The sequence below is a fragment of the Pseudomonas sp. 15A4 genome, from assembly GCF_016925575.1.
Classification (GTDB): Bacteria; Pseudomonadota; Gammaproteobacteria; order Pseudomonadales; family Pseudomonadaceae; genus Aquipseudomonas.
This window is the reverse complement of record NZ_CP068986.1, coordinates 4265468-4279066: the sequence shown is the minus strand read 5'-3', so window position 1 is coordinate 4279066 and position 13599 is coordinate 4265468. Positions and strand designations below refer to the sequence as shown.

The following is a 13599-nucleotide window of genomic DNA, read 5'->3' as shown; positions in this document are numbered from 1 at the left end:
CCTCGTCTCACAGCTCCTTCTTCATGTGCTTCTCGATCTGCTCCAGGGACTTGCCCTTGGTTTCCGGCAGGCACAGGAACACGAAGATCAGCGAGCCGATGTTGATCGCCGCAAACACGAAGAAGGTCGGGTTGCCGAGGGTGTCCACCGCGATCGGGAACAGGAACGCGACGGTCGCGTTGAACAGCCACTGCATCGACACCGCCGTGCCGGTCAGCAAGCCGCGGACCTGCATCGGGAACAGCTCGGACATCAGCAGCCAGTACACCGGCGAGATGCACATCTGCATGAACAGCAGGAACACCAGAATGCAGGCCAGTGCGGCATAGCTCTGGGTCAGATTCTGCGGCATGAACATCAGCACGCTACCCAGCGCCGCCTGCATCATGATCACGATGACCAGACCGGTCATCAGCAGGTGACGACGCCCGTAACGGCCGATGGCCCAGATCCCCAGCAAGGTCGCGATGACCGAGACGATGCCGTTGCCGATGGTCGCGGTCAGCGCAGCGTTGGTGCCCATGCCGGTGTGTTTGAGGATGATTGGCGTGTAGTACATGAACGCGTTGACGCCGGTGAACTGTGCGGTAAAGCCCAGCCCGACACCGATCAGCAACAGCTTCAACACCCATGGCTGGCGCAGCAACTCGCGAGCGGCGACGTGCTTGTGGGCCTGTTTTTCCTGGGTTTTCATTTCCTCGACTTCGCGCTTGGCGGCGTCTTTGGTGTCACGCAGTTGCTCGAGCACGTGCTGCGCTTCATCGAAGCGGCCTTTGGAGGCCAGCCAGCGCGGCGACGGCGGCACGAAGAACGTACCGATCAGCAGCAACACGCCCGGCACCATGGCGATGGCCAGCATGTAGCGCCAGATGCCGGGGGTGTGCAGCAACGCAGCGAGCACGGCGCTCAGCACGTAGGCCAGCAACTGGCCGCTGACGATCATCAGCTCGTTGCGGCTGACCAGCCGCGCCCGGCGTGAAGGGCCTGCGATTTCGGCGATGAACACCGGCACCGTCGCCGAGCCACCGCCAACGGCGATACCCAGCAGAAAACGCGCGGCGACCATGAACGGCACCGAAGGCGCGGTTGCCGTACCGAGGGCGCCGACGATGAACAACAGCGACAGCATGCGCAGGGTCACGCGCCGGCCGAAGCGGTCGGAGAGGTAGCCGCTGGCCAGTGAGCCGAAGGCGGCGCCGACGATCAGCGATGCAGTGATCAGCCCTTCGCTGACCGGGTTCAGGCCTAGACCGCCCTGGTCGAGGGGCAAGGTCATGAAGGGCAGGGCGCCCGCGATGATCCCCGTGTCGTAACCGAAAGCGAGTGCGCCCATGGTGGCGACAAGGACCGAGATGAAAATCAGACGACGCGGCGACGTGCGCTGCTCGTCTGGTTGGCCTATGGCGGCGGATGGGGTGCTGGAAGACATGGAAACCTAAACCTCTCGTGGAACCGGCGTTTTGCCGGTTCGCTGACGTCGTGGTTAGGGGCATGCCGGCCCTGTGAGTTCCGTGGCAAGGCGAAAAAACTGACTGATTGGTCGGGGGCGGATACGCCGGGCCAAAGCCCTGCATTCTCCGGGCGACGGGCGCTATCGGATGACCTTGCCCGGGGCCGACCGGATTCAGCAGCCGTCCACGACATCGCAGGTGGCTTGGGTGGTGTCCCGGGGCGCCGCTGCTGCGAGGATTTCGCCGACCTTTTGCGCGAACCTGTCCATCCCGAACGGCTTGAGCAACACGGCCATGCCGGACTCCAGTTGATCGCCGCCCACCGCCGAATTTTCCGCGTAACCGGTGACAAACAGCACATCGAGGGAAGGCAGCAGGGCGCGGGCCGCGTCGGCGACCTGTCGGCCATTCATGCCGCCGGGCAGGCCGACATCGGTCACCAGCAGATCAATCGATGCCATCGAGCGGAGCATGTGCAAGCCCGATGGCCCGTCCATGGCTTCGCTGACCTGGTATCCGCGTTCGCGAAGGGCGTCGCACATCAACATGCGCACGTGGGGCTCGTCGTCAACGACCAGCACCGTTTCGCCGCGGCTGCGGGTCTGCGACGGGCAGCGCGCCGGGGTCTGCTGGCGGTCACCCAGGTAGCGCGGCAGGTAAAGCGAGATCATCGTGCCGGCGCCTTGAGTCGAGCGCACCTGAATAGTGCCACCGGACTGGTGAACGAACCCGTGGATCATCGACAGCCCCAGGCCTGTGCCCTGGCCGATGGGTTTGGTGGTGAAGAACGGGTCGAAGATCCGTTCGAGGATGCTCGGGGAATGCCGGTGCCAGTGTCGCTGACGCTGATTTCGACGAAGTCGCCAGCGGGCAGCTGCGCCGCGACCCCCGGGACGCTGTCAGCCGAAACGTTGCGGGTCTGCACGGTGAGTTCGCCGCCGTTGGGCATGGCGTCGCGGGCGTTGAGCGTCAGATTGACCAGCGCGCTTTCGAGCTGCGGTGCGTCGATCTTGCTGAGCCACAGGTCGCCGCTGGCGATGGTCCTTATGCTGATGGAAGGGCCGATGGTGGAGGCGATGAGCTGACCCATGCCTGCCACCAGCCGATTGACGTCGGTAGGCTTGGCATCAAGGGTCTGACGACGGGAGAACGCCAGCAGCCGTTGGGTGAGGGTGGCGGCGCGACTGGCCGAGTCGTGGGCAGCGTTGACGTAGCGGTCAAGGCCATCGACCCGGCCGTTGGCGATACGTCGTTCGATCATTTCGAGGCTGCCGATGATACCGGCGAGCAGGTTGTTGAAGTCATGGGCGATGCCGCCGGTGAGCTGTCCCACGGCTTCCATCTTGTGCGCCTGACGCAGGGCCGAATGGGCTTCGGACAATTCCTGGGAACGGGCCAGCACCCGCTGTTCCAGGGTTTCGTTAGCGCTCTGAACCTGTTGAAACAACGTGGCGTTATCGATGGCGATGGCAGCCTGCGCGGCCAGGGCCGACATCAATTTTTCATGGCGCGGGGTGAATTGGCCGGCCTCGGGATGGCCGTAAAACAGGCCCCCCAGCACGTCGCCGGAGCGAGACACAACCGACACCGCCAGATAACTGCGCAGCGGTACATGCCCTGTCGGCAGGCCGAAATGCGGGGAAATTCCCCCATAACGCGGGTCCAGCAGTAGGTCGTCGGAACGCATGACGCCGGCGGTCAGGAATGCCGGCGAGAACACCGGGCTGGCGCGCGGGCCCGGCAGCCGCGCCAGTTCCGGCGACTGGGCACCAGACAGTATGAACAGCTCAAAATGATCGCTCGCGGCGTTGTGAAAATACCCGCCGATCTCGGCGCCGGTCATCTCGCGGCCGGCATCGGTCACCGTTTGCACCAGCCGCTTGAGGTCCAGCTCCAGGGCCAGCTCCGCATTGACCCGGTTCAGCGTTTCCAGGGTGCGGGTTTCCTCGCGCAACGCGGCCTCGCTGGCTTCCAGTGCTGCACGGGAGAGATGCGGCTCGGTGACGTCGTAGCCTTCGCAGAAAATCCCCGTGACCTGTCCCGTCTCATCGAGCAGCGGCTCGTAGATGAAATCCAGATATCGCACTTCGCACGGGGCGTCGGGATGACTGAGCTGGATCGGCGTGCTCTGATGCACCAGGCGCTCGCCGGTGGTGTAGACCGCATCGAGCCATTCGTAAAACCCCTGGCCGCCCAGCTCCGGGAACGCCTCGTAAATAGTTTTGCCGATGTAGTCACGTTCGCCGAACAGCCGAGTGTAGGACTGGTTGACGAATTCAAAGCGGTGCTCGGGGCCGGCGAGGATGGTGATGAAACCGGGCGCCTGTTCAAACATCTTGCGTTGGCGGACCAGCTCCTGCGCCTTGCGCTGCTCCGAGAGGACCCGTTCGGTGACTTCGTGACCCTGGTTGAGGATCCCCGCAATGCGCCCGTCTTCGCCTCGGATCGGCGTGAAACTGTAGTTCCACCAGGTCTCGTGCAGCCTTCCGCCGCGCTCCATCATCAACAGCTGGTCGAACGCCGAGAAGCCTTCTGCATTCCTGACCGCCGCTTCAAGTTGCGGCCCGACGACGTCCCAGATGGCAGACCAGACTTCCCGCGCCGGGCGCCCAAGCACTGCCGGATGCCGGTCTGCCGGAATCGGCGCCCAGGCGTCGTTGTACAGCAGGCAGAAATCCGCGCCCCAGTAGATGGCCGTCGGAAAACTCGAATGCAGGCAAATGCTGATCGCTGAGCGCAGCGACTGCGGCCACGATGCCGGTTCACCCAGAGCCGTCGACGCCCAGTCGAAGTCCCGGATCAGCTGCCCCATTTCGCCCCCGCCAAGGAGGAAGTCCAGGGGGCAGGTTTGTACGTTGTCCGACATCATGGGCGACTTCTCGACGCTGTCATTCGAAAAAGGATGGACTTGGGGCGATGGAATAGATTTCCGCGACGGGACGAACGGCAGGGAGTACGCAGCATTGCTGCCGCGTCGGCAGCGTATGGCAGATCCATTACCCGCCTAAGCTAAACGGATATATAGCCCGAAGCCATCATTTTGCTCGGCGGTCGCCAGTGTGACAGTAATGCGAGGGGATGTGTGACCTATCGAGTGACGGCCGCGAATGCGCCAGGGATTGCTTTGGCGGAGGGTGCCAGTTGCCGCCAGCCATAAAAAGCAAGCGCGGTGACCAGTGCGCCCATCCACACAATGACGCCGGCCCAGAACGTGTGCGACATGAAATGCCAGCCCTGCAGGACGCGCGTCGTACCGTAAATGGCACCCAGGACCATCGAAGCGTAGAGGATCGCCCGGGCGTGGCGCCACTGATGACGCCGCGCGACGAAGTAAAGCGCGACCATGGTGAAGCCGCCCGAGGCATGCCCACCCGGCCAGCAGCGACCGGCGCCGGCTTCATGGAAGAGGCTGAAATTCTCGAACCACTCCTTTTTCTCCAGGGTCCCGCCGTACAGCGTGGTTTCGACCGGGCAATAGATGCTGGTGTGGCTTTTGAAGAAATGGATCATGCCGGTGATGACCGCAAAGGACACGACGAGATACAGGAAGTCCCGCCGGTGGCGAGTCGTGAAGCGCAGCAGCGGGGCGATGCGCAACGTCTCCAGCGACCTGATAAGACGGTCGTGTTGCCCCGGTTTCAACAGCGGCCAGGCAAACGACAGGATTGATCCGGTGATGGCCGCTTCCCCGGTCAGGTCAGGAATGATCCGAGGCCAGCGGTGGGTCAGGTTTTCGAACAGACGATTGTGGCCGTAGGGAAACGCGTGGTCAGGGTAGTACAGCCAGTTGCTGATCATCTCGTCCAGGGTCGTAACGTCAAAGACCACGAAGATGGCCAGCGCAATCGCCAGCGGCAAACCCAGGTTCCAGGCATAAAATCGTGATCGTTCGCTTAGCACGTTGGCGTGTCCCGATAGGCATGAATTATCAACTTCGCCGGGCTGTGGCCGGGCGCTGACGGAACTTAGACAGGCCCAGGTTAAGCGGCAGTGAAGACCATGTGAAAACTCTATTTGAAGTGATTGTTGTTAGTTGTTTATCGAGGCGTGTCTTTTTGCAGGGTGAAATATATGAAGCGTTACGCATCCGGCGAGAATGAATGACAGTCACCGTCACTGTTTTTTTCACGCACCGTTTACCAAATAACCATGCATCGCTGTTTACGCTTGTTGTTATTCAATGACACAGACTTCCATCTGCCGATGGGCTCATAGTCGGAGCAAAACGATGCGCGATCATTCCACTGTCCTGCTTGCAGTCAGGGCGGGCACGTTACCTCGAAACCGTCACACATTTAGGGTGCTGCTGACCGCTGCGGCCATCGGCGTTTCGCTCCTGTTGTTGACGGGTTACACGTACTGGCCCCGTTCGCCCATTGAACTCGCCAGCGGGCAAAACATGAGCAGGGCGGGGCTTTACGCGAGCTGGAAGAAGGGCGAGGTGGTTGTGCTGGTGCGCCACGGCGAGCGCTGCGACCGCTCTGACAATGAATGCCTAGGGCCAGAAGACGGGATCACGCGCAACGGCAACCAGGTGTCTGCCGAGGTGGGACGATCATTAGGCCAGCTCGGGCTGGGCCAGACCGATGTCATCGCCAGCCCGTCCACGCGCACGGTGCAAACCGCCGCAGCCTTGTTCGGCCATCCGGTGGCGTCACAGGACTGGCTGTTTGATTGCGAGAAGATGAACCTCGGTCAGGTCATGGCGCACAAGGCAAACGACCGTAATCTGGTGGTGGTGACCCACAGCGGTTGTATCGGCCAGATAGAAAGTCAGCAGGGTTATCCCCATGCCGAAATGAGCGAATACGACAGTGCGGTATTTATATCGCTGGATAAGCGCAGTCAGCCTGTTATCCGAGGTGTGCTTAATCCCGAGGACTGGAAGCAATTGGCGATAAAGGACGGTATGTAAGCCGACGTGTGCGGCTATTTACACAGTTGATAGCCGACGCCATACACCGTATGTACCAGCGGGAAGGCAAAACCGTCGTCGACTACTTTTCTGATTTGATGCACGCGGGTGCCGAGGCCGGTGCTTTTGTGAGTGCCTTGTTCGCCCCAGAGCATTTTGGCGATCTCTTCCTTGCTGACAATAGCCGGACTTCTCAGCATCAGCAGCGCCAGGATGTCGATGTTGGTCGGGTTGAGTTTCAGGTGTTTGTCCGCGCGGAACGCCCGGTACTTCCCGGTATCCAGCACCAGATCTTCAACAACCAGCATATAAATGATCCCACCCTCGCGACAGTGGCGGGATAGTAGGGCTGCGATTGTCAAAAATTGGTTTGAGGGGTGTGAAGAACTCGTGGTACGGGTGCAGGCGTCATACCGCAAAACTCATGGCGCGCATGCGGGCCTCTTCCCGGCTGAAGCCGGTCCCACTAAAAGCATCCCTTGCATCCAGTGGACTGGCGCCGCAAGCAATTGCGGGACCGGCTTTAGCCGGGAAGGGGCCAGCGGCTACACCATCGAACCCCCTGCCACGCTTTTGTACGGCAGCCATTGTTTCTGCGGGATCGGCAATTCACAGGACTCCCCGCGCCCGATCGGGTAGTAATGAAACCCGCTGCGTCCCAGCCGTTCTGTGTCATACAGGTTGCGGCCGTCGAAGATCACCGGCGCGGCGAGGCGTTGCTGGATCAGCTCGAAATCCGGGGCCTTGAACTGCTGCCATTCGGTGCAGATGATCAACGCGTCAGCGTCGTTCAACGCCGATTCGGGGGTGCCCATCAGAATCAAATCCTTCCGGTTGCCGTAAAGGCGCTGCGTCTCCTGCATGGCCTCGGGGTCGAACGCGCGCACGGTGGCGCCTGCCTCCCACAAGGCTTCCATCAGCACCCGACTCGGCGCGTCGCGCATGTCATCGGTGTTCGGTTTGAACGCCAGGCCCCACAAGGCGAATGTCTTTCCGCGCAGATCCCCCTGGTAAAACGCATTTACCCGTTCAAAGAGTTTGTTCTTCTGCCGCTCGTTGATGGCCTCAACCACCGCTAACAGGTCGTTGGAGCAATGAGCCTCCCGAGCGCTGTGGATCAAGGCGCGAATGTCCTTGCCGAAACACGAGCCGCCATAGCCGCAGCCGGGGTAGATGAAGTCGTAGCCGATCCGCGAATCCGCGCCGATGCCCAGCCTCACCGACTCGACGTCTGCGCCCAGGTGCTCGGCCAGTTCGGCGATCTGGTTGATGAAGCTGATCTTGGTCGCCAGCATGCAGTTGGCCGCGTATTTGGTCAGCTCGGCACTGCGCAGGTCCATGAACATGATCCGGTCGTGGTTGCGGTTGAACGGCGCGTACAGCTCACGCATGACCTTGCGCACGGCGTCGTTGTCGCAGCCGATGACGATCCGGTCCGGGCGCCGGCAGTCGTTGACCGCCGAGCCTTCCTTGAGAAACTCCGGGTTGGAGACGATATCGAACTGCAACAAGCGCCCGGCCTGGCGCAGGGCTTTGTCGATGTGTGCACGCAGGGCGTCGCCGCTGCCGACGGGGACCGTGGACTTTTCGACGATGATCAGCGGTTCGGCGCGGTAGGTCGCAATCGCGTCGCCGACCGCAAAAAGCCATTGAGGTCCGCCGAGCCGTCATCGCGGGACGGGGTGCCGACGGCGATGAACAAGACCTCGGCGTGCTCGACGGCAAGCTGGGTGTCGGTGGTGAACTGCAGACGCTTGTTCTCCAGGTTCTCGCGTACCAGGCCGGCCAGCCCCGGCTCGAAAATATGCACCTGGCCCTGGCGCAACTGCTCGACCTTGGCCTGATCGATATCCATGCAGACCACGTCGTGGCCCACTTCTGCAAGCACGGTGGCTTGCACCAGACCGACATACCCGCTACCGAAAACGCTGATTTTCATTGGGGAAAAGCCCTGTGGAGGAGTGCTGGAAAGGCGCCGGAGCCTGAGGTTCGGCGCCCTCGTCACGACCAGCGTGACACCCACAGTTTTCGATCCCGTGAACGTTGCAAAAAAATAAAACGAGGGGCTGCCTTCAAACGGCAGCTTTCACCCGACCTGAGTCCAGTGGGTTTTCGGCGGCTCCGAACCGGGAACAGGCTCGGGCAGCCGCACGAAAATGCTGTAGTGGGCTTTGTTGTCGATGGCCTCGAAAGCCGCCAGCTTTTCGATCAGCGCGGCGTTGACCACTTTGCCCGCATTGAGCAGCAGCATGCCGTTGTCCGCGTTCAAGTTGCGCACCAGCGTCATGCCCGGCACCAGCTCTCGGGTGGTGACGGCCTTGACGGTAGGGTCGTTGAGCACCGCGTCGTCCAGGTACGCGGCGCAGGCCTTGGCGAAGTCTTCGATCAGCCCCGGGTCGTAGAGCTTCCCGGCGTAGCGGCGGATGAACAGCAACGCCTCGCCGCTGCTCAGGTGCCGTTCCAGGATCAGCCCGCGCTGCAGTTCGATGAAGTCTACCGCCAGCTTGAGCAAACGTGCGCCGAACGGAATTGCCTCGCCCTTGAGGTGCGCCGGAAAGCCGCTGCCGTCCCAGCGCTCCTGGTGATGAAGGATCAGGCTGGCGGCGTCCTGAATCGGTTCAAGGGTCATCAGCAAGGACTGGCTCTGCCGCGGGTAAGTGCGCCAGGTCTCGCGGTCGGCGTGGCTGACCATGTCCGACGGGGTATTGATCAGCGCGTCGCTCCAGCCCAGTTTGCCGATGTTGTACAGCGCGGCGGCCATGCACAGGTCGCGGCGGGTCGACTCGTCCAGATCGAGGTGGTTGCTGCACGCATTGATCAGGTCGATCACCTGGCGATTGGTCTGCTTGTCCGCAGGCAGGCGCTGGTTGACCAGCATCGAGAACACCTCGGTGCCGGTGGCGTAACTGTGCTTGAGCTCCTCGTAGGCCAGATCGAGCATATCGGCGGTCTGCTGCAATTCGGCGGTGCGCGCCAGTACACGTTTTTCCAGGGTGGCGTTGAGGCTTTTCAGCTCATCGTTCTGCCGCTGGGTGAGCTGTTCGAGGCGCTGTCTTTCGCGTTCGGAGAACTGGAATGCCAGGGACTGACGCAGGGTCAGCAGCAGCTCTTCGTCGGTCCAGGGTTTGGCGATGTAGCGATGCACATGGCCTTGGTTGATGGCTTTGACGATGGTTTCGAGGTCGGCGTAACCGGTCAGCAGGATGCGCGTGGTGTCCGGGTACAGGCTGTAGACCCGCGCCAGCAGCGCCGCGCCGTCCATGCCCGGCATGCGCGCGTCGCTGACGATCAGATCGACCGGCCGCTGCGCCATGATCGCCAGGGCCTGTTCGCCACTGGTGGCCAGCAACACATCGTAGGGTTGCTCGCGGAGCAGGCGGCGCAGGCTGTTGAGAATCGATTCTTCGTCGTCCACCAACAGGAGGGTGGGGCGTTGCTGCACTGAAACACTGGCTGAGGCTTCCATGATCGACCCTCGCTCGTACCGACATCGTGACCCGCGTCGTGACTGCCATGCCGACTGGCATGATTGCCGACAGGACAGCTGAATGCCGCAAGGTTAGTTGAGATATGACGAGACCTCGCGGCTTTTGCGCAATATAAATCCAGCCCTCAACTTCACCTCTGGCAGGCCGACATAGGGGCATGAGTCCACGGATCGAGGCGCTGGGTTGATCATGTTGCTTCTGCAGATATTCTCGATCCTTTCCGTCTGCCTGCTGGTGCTGCTGGGCCGTTGGCTGCTGCACAGTTATCAGGTCATCAACCGGGTCAACGAGGACCTGAAGGCGGCCAATGAAAGTCTCGAACAGCGTGTCGAGGAGCGCACCCGGGCATTCAGACAGGCCAGTCATGCATTGCAGGTCGAGATCGACGAGCGCAAGCAGCTGGAGAGCCAGTTGATCGGCGCTGAAAAGCTCGCCTCACTGGGGCAGATGGCGGCGGGCATCGCTCACGAGATCAACAACCCCATCGGATTCATCTCGTCGAACCTTGGCACGCTGGCGGTCTACTTCGCCAAGCTTCAAGCGCTATTGGAAGCCTACAGGGCGGCCGAGTGTCAGCTTGGATCGCCTGAGGTTCTTCTCTCGCTCAATGCCCTGAAAAGCCGGCTGGACCTGGCCTTCGTCGAGACAGAAATCCCGTTGCTTATACAGGAGTCACGGGACGGGGTGGCCCGCGCCGCGCAGATCATCAAGGACCTCAAGGAGTTCTCCCGGGCCGACCCCAACCCGCAATGGCAATGGGCAAGCCTGCAGCGTGGCATCGATTCGACGCTGAACATCGCGACCAATGCGGTCAAGTACAAGGCCGACATCGTTACGCATTACCAGCCACTGCCCGATATCGAATGCCTGCCCGCGCAGCTCAATCAGGTGATCATGAATCTACTGGTCAATGCCGCCCAGGCCATCGGCCCGGAGCGCGGCACCATTACGCTGCGCAACGGCGTGCAAGGGGACAGCGTGTGGCTTGAGATCAGCGACACCGGGGCCGGCATTGCCCCGGAGGTGCTGCCGAAGATTTTCGATCCGTTCTTCACCACCAAACCGGTGGGCCAAGGGACCGGGCTGGGGCTGTCGCTGTCGTACGGGATCGTGCAAAAGCATCGCGGTACGATCAGCGTGCGCAGCCTGGAAGGGGTGGGTACGACGTTTCGTGTGGAGCTGCCGATTCAGCAGCGCTCTGACCAGAGCGCCGTCTGTTGAGACTCAGGCGCGGGCCATGCCGGGTACGTCCATGTTGATCCGGCGCCACGCCGCCTCGGCGAAGCTGTACACCGAAAACGCGATCAGGCCGAGCGCCATGACCATCAGCACCACGCCGCCGGCGGGCAGGTTTTGCAGGGCGTTGAGCGCGTCTTTCAGACCGGGCGGGTGCATGGCCTGATAACTCGAACCACTGATGGCCAGCAGCACGCCCATTTCGACGAACGCCACGCCGCGCGCGATCAGGCCGAAGCGGGACACCGGGGTCACGTATCTCATGACCTCTTCGTCGGCCTCGAAATACTTCTCGAACGAGGCTTTCCAGCCCTTGAAGAAGTGCGCGATACCGACGCCGAGCGGCACCAGCGCAACGAGGTAGACGACCAGGTTGGAGTGTTCCCACGACAGCAGTTGCGCGAGCAGGTCTTGGGTCTGACCGCCGCCGGAGCCATCGGAACTGCTCAGGCCATCAATCAGCAGGCCCAGCGCAAAAAACGCCAGCGCACCGTTGACCAGCCCGCCCGCCAGCAACCCGCCGCGAATGACCAGGCCTTTGAACTCCCTGCCGTGATGGTCGACGTCCCGCGTTGCCTGCAACACGCGCCAGGCGGCGAATGCAAGAAGGCCCGCGACCACCAGACCGACCAGAAAGTGGCCGAAGGGCTGGCTGAACAGGGCTTCGAGGCTGCTGTGGCTGTCTTTGGGGCGTGATGAATCACGGGCAGCCAGCAAGGCGAAAATGCCGATGATCAGGTACAGAACGCCGCGGGCGGCGTAACCCGAACGGGCGAGCAGGACAAGGGTGTGATGCGGCGACATCGAGTGTTCTCCGGTTAAGCAATAGATCAGCAGACCCGAGACGACGCGCGGGGTTCGATCGGGTTCGCCAGTAGGGCCCTGGGATGCTTGATCGTTCCCACGCTCCGCGTGGTAATGCATCCGCCGATGCTCCGCGTCGCAGCGATGGACGCAGAGCTTCCGGGGCGGCATCCCCACGCGGAGCGTGGGAACGATCAGAGGTATGGCTGCTGACGCCTTCCCGGCTAAAGCCGGTCCTACAGGTTCGCGTCACGGCCAGACTGCGCGGAATGCACGCGATTGCTTTTAGTGGGACCGGCTTCAGCCGGGAAGAGGCCGGTGCATACACCATGATCGTTCCCACGCTCCGCGTGGTAATGCATCCGCCGACGCTCCGCGTCGCAGCGATGGACGCGGAGCGTCCGGGGCGGCATCCCCACGCGGAGCGTGTGGACGATCATCAATCCATTTTGCGGTGTGGCTACCGACGCCTTCCCGGCTAAAGCCGGTCCCACTAGAGAGCCATGTGCAGTCAGTCGAATTCGGTCAATCCGCAGCAGATTGAATGCGCTGACGAATCCAGGCGCGGCTGTGCTCCAGCACGCGGTCGGCCATCATGGTGGGGAAATGGATGAAGCCGTGGGGGCCTCGGGCAACAGGTGCACTTCGACCCCGTCGGTCTTCGCCCAGCGATCGGCCAGTTGCAGCGTGTCATCGCGCAGCGGGTCCAGCGCGCCGACCCACATGAGTGCCGGCGGGAAGCCTGTGAAATCGCCATACAGCGGTGACAGCGGCGGCGCCTGACGCTGCACGTCGCTGATGTCCGGCGTCAGCATGCGCAGGGCGTCGACCATGCCCGGGCCGTCCAGTACCAGCGTATCGGGCCCCGCCGTACGCACGCTCGGTGTGCCGGTCAAATCGTAAACCCCGTAATACAGGAGGGCGCCGCACACGCGCTTGAACAGCTCCGGCCAGGCCTTGAGCTGCAACAGCGTCGCCCCGGCCAGATGCCCGCCTGCCGATTCGCCGACGACGATCACCGGCAGCCCGGCAAACTCCGGGCAACTGTCACCCAGCAGCCAGCGCGCTGCAACCAGACAATCCTCCATCAGCCCTTGCACCGGCGTCGACCCGGCGAGCCGGTAATCCACCGAAACAACGGCCACATCGCACGCCCGGACCATGGACATGTTCAGGTCGTCGTTCATCTGCGCGTTGCCGATCACCCAGCCGCCGCCATGAATGTCCAGCACCACGCCTTTGGCCTTGCCCTTGGGCCGGATGATCCGCACCGGCACACGATGACCGTCGACATTTGCCGTGGTGGTTTCAGCGTGCAGGCCATGGCGGGCCAGCCTGGCCGCGCCATTGAGCTGACCGACGCGCAGCAGCGACTGAATCAAAAGAGGGGTGAAGCGGTTGCGGATACGAAATCGCGGCAGCCAGGCCAGCTTCTTGTTAAAGCGCCGCGCCTGCGCCAGCTCATCGTCATGAAAATGCAAACCGTCGTTGCTGTCCAATTGCATGCTCTCTCTCGGGCTCATACCCGCCAGTCAGGGGTACTGTCTTGGTGTGCGTCCAAGGCTCAGAGTTTCACGTGCGCGAGTAAAGCCATTTGAGGCCGGCCGTGGCGTAAGCAACCGCGCGATCGTGCATGCCCACTGTGTATCTGATCGTGCCCACGCTCTGCGGGGGCACGCATCCCGTGACGCTCCGCGTCGCCTCG

At 62.2% G+C, this 13599-nt stretch carries 8 protein-coding genes and 3 pseudogenes; 2 read left to right on the top strand and 9 right to left on the bottom strand.

Annotated elements, in window-relative coordinates; genetic code table 11:
* Positions 1–7 precede the first annotated feature (7 nt).
* The 4 genes from JN403_RS18840 to JN403_RS18830 form a co-directional block, all read right to left on the bottom strand.
* A complete protein-coding gene (locus JN403_RS18840; protein ID WP_122534716.1) occupies positions 8–1429 on the bottom strand; it encodes a sugar porter family MFS transporter in 1422 nt (473 codons plus the stop codon).
* Positions 1430–1624: 195 nt separating this feature from the next.
* Complete coding sequence (locus JN403_RS25650) at positions 1625–2221, bottom strand: response regulator (RefSeq protein ID WP_240357014.1); 597 nt, start codon at positions 2219–2221, stop codon at positions 1625–1627.
* The gene (locus tag JN403_RS18835) at positions 2188–4320 is read right to left on the bottom strand and encodes a PAS domain-containing protein (RefSeq protein WP_240356667.1); all 2133 of its coding nucleotides are present in this window, start codon (positions 4318–4320) and stop codon (positions 2188–2190) included. Before JN403_RS18835 ends, JN403_RS25650 begins: the two co-directional genes overlap by 34 nt.
* Positions 4321–4538: 218 nt before the next feature.
* Positions 4539–5351 carry a phosphatase PAP2 family protein gene (locus JN403_RS18830; RefSeq protein WP_205483734.1) on the bottom strand — a complete coding sequence of 271 codons (813 nt, stop codon included), beginning with the start codon at positions 5349–5351 and terminating at the stop codon, positions 4539–4541.
* A 328-nt stretch (positions 5352–5679) separates the two neighbouring features.
* Between JN403_RS18830 and JN403_RS18825 the strand changes: the two genes are divergently transcribed.
* On the top strand, positions 5680–6366 hold the full coding sequence (locus JN403_RS18825) for a histidine phosphatase family protein (RefSeq protein ID WP_205483732.1): 687 nt from the start codon (positions 5680–5682) through the stop codon (positions 6364–6366).
* A gap of 14 nt (positions 6367–6380) precedes the next feature.
* Here the strand turns inward: JN403_RS18825 and JN403_RS18820 are convergent, their stop codons facing one another.
* The 3 genes and pseudogenes from JN403_RS18820 to JN403_RS18810 form a co-directional block, all read right to left on the bottom strand.
* On the bottom strand, positions 6381–6674 hold the full coding sequence (locus tag JN403_RS18820) for a winged helix-turn-helix domain-containing protein (RefSeq protein ID WP_205483730.1): 294 nt from the start codon (positions 6672–6674) through the stop codon (positions 6381–6383).
* Positions 6675–6911: 237 nt separating this feature from the next.
* Positions 6912–8305: pseudogene (locus tag JN403_RS18815) on the bottom strand (UDP-glucose/GDP-mannose dehydrogenase family protein).
* A 147-nt stretch (positions 8306–8452) separates the two neighbouring features.
* Positions 8453–9832, bottom strand: a complete 1380-nt coding sequence (locus JN403_RS18810) for an HD domain-containing phosphohydrolase (RefSeq protein WP_205483728.1) — start codon at positions 9830–9832, stop codon at positions 8453–8455.
* Positions 9833–10181: 349 nt separating this feature from the next.
* Here JN403_RS18810 and JN403_RS18805 point away from each other — a divergent pair.
* Positions 10182–11075: pseudogene (locus JN403_RS18805) on the top strand (ATP-binding protein); the annotation flags it as partial.
* Between the two features lie 3 nt (positions 11076–11078).
* Here JN403_RS18805 and JN403_RS18800 read toward each other — a convergent pair.
* Both JN403_RS18800 and JN403_RS18795 read right to left on the bottom strand, forming a co-directional pair.
* On the bottom strand, positions 11079–11894 hold the full coding sequence (locus JN403_RS18800; RefSeq protein ID WP_205483724.1) for a DUF1206 domain-containing protein: 816 nt from the start codon (positions 11892–11894) through the stop codon (positions 11079–11081).
* A 525-nt stretch (positions 11895–12419) separates the two neighbouring features.
* Positions 12420–13399: pseudogene (locus JN403_RS18795) on the bottom strand (alpha/beta hydrolase).
* Positions 13400–13599 lie beyond the last annotated feature (200 nt).

What these genes read in the sequence shown, in the direction of transcription:
- JN403_RS18800 (WP_205483724.1), bottom strand. Translation starts at nt 11,894, where the DNA reads ATGTCGCCGCATCACACCCTTGTCCTGCTCGCCCGTTCGGGTTACGCC.
- JN403_RS18810 (WP_205483728.1), bottom strand. Translation starts at nt 9,832, where the DNA reads ATGGAAGCCTCAGCCAGTGTTTCAGTGCAGCAACGCCCCACCCTCCTG.
- JN403_RS18835 (WP_240356667.1), bottom strand. Translation starts at nt 4,320, where the DNA reads ATGATGTCGGACAACGTACAAACCTGCCCCCTGGACTTCCTCCTTGGC.
- JN403_RS18825 (WP_205483732.1), top strand. Translation starts at nt 5,680, where the DNA reads ATGCGCGATCATTCCACTGTCCTGCTTGCAGTCAGGGCGGGCACGTTA.
- JN403_RS18820 (WP_205483730.1), bottom strand. Translation starts at nt 6,674, where the DNA reads ATGCTGGTTGTTGAAGATCTGGTGCTGGATACCGGGAAGTACCGGGCG.
- JN403_RS18840 (WP_122534716.1), bottom strand. Translation starts at nt 1,429, where the DNA reads ATGTCTTCCAGCACCCCATCCGCCGCCATAGGCCAACCAGACGAGCAG.